Origin of the sequence: Rhizobium sp. ZW T2_16, assembly GCF_044987325.1 — a bacterium.
Classification (GTDB): Bacteria; Pseudomonadota; Alphaproteobacteria; order Rhizobiales; family Rhizobiaceae; genus Neorhizobium; species Neorhizobium cellulosilyticum.
Genome location: NZ_JBJDRG010000067.1, coordinates 1 through 822 on the forward strand (window position 1 = coordinate 1; position 822 = coordinate 822).

2 tRNA genes and 1 rRNA gene are annotated in these 822 nt (G+C 52.9%); all 3 read right to left on the reverse strand.

Annotation, left to right across the window (positions count from 1 at the left end):
• Positions 1–175 precede the first annotated feature (175 nt).
• Positions 176–251, reverse strand: a tRNA-Ala gene (locus ACI3K0_RS30735).
• A 75-nt stretch (positions 252–326) separates the two neighbouring features.
• Positions 327–403 (reverse strand) — tRNA-Ile (locus ACI3K0_RS30740).
• A 328-nt stretch (positions 404–731) separates the two neighbouring features.
• A 16S ribosomal RNA gene (locus ACI3K0_RS30745) occupies positions 732–822 on the reverse strand; the annotation flags it as partial.

The following is an 822-nucleotide window of genomic DNA, read 5'->3' on the forward strand; positions in this document are numbered from 1 at the left end:
CATAAGGATCAGCTTCAAACCCAGGCTTACCTTGCGGTAAAACCCAGACCTGGAAGCCTCCAGATCAATCTTCTCTTCACGATTTTTGCAGAACAGGCATGCGCTTCATCGAAGCGATGCAAACTTTTACTTCTTCAAAGGATATGTACCCGTCATCTCGACACCAAAAGCGAATTGGTGGAGCTGAGCGGGATCGAACCGCTGACCCCCTGCTTGCAAAGCAGGTGCTCTCCCAGCTGAGCTACAGCCCCAACCATCGCAACACCCGATGACAATGCCATCAGGAGGGTCAAGATCGAACAAACCAAACACCTTAAAAAGGAGAATGGTGGGCCTGGGAAGACTTGAACTTCCGACCCCACGCTTATCAAGCGTGTGCTCTAACCAACTGAGCTACAGGCCCGATCTCGACAAACTCTACGTTAAGTAACGCTCGCCAATACAGGCCAGAGGCCGTCGCCGCCATCAACCCTAAAAGTTGGCCGGCGCCCTCGCGGAGGGCAGCACCGAAGGTGCGAACAGCCCGTGAGCGCACTCAATGGTTCATATCCTAATGAAGAAAGAGAAACGTAGTCGGCGGTTTTCGCCATACCATCCGATATCGCAAGGATATTCCGTGGCGTATTACGTTTTCGATGGTCGCCTGACTGGCGCCATCTATGTTCTAAAAAGCACGGGAAGGTTCATCCGAGACTTGTCTCAGCGTCTTACCAGTTCCACAGCTTCCTTAGAAAGGAGGTGATCCAGCCGCAGGTTCCCCTACGGCTACCTTGTTACGACTTCACCCCAGTCGCTGACCCTACCGTGGTTAGCTGCCTCCTT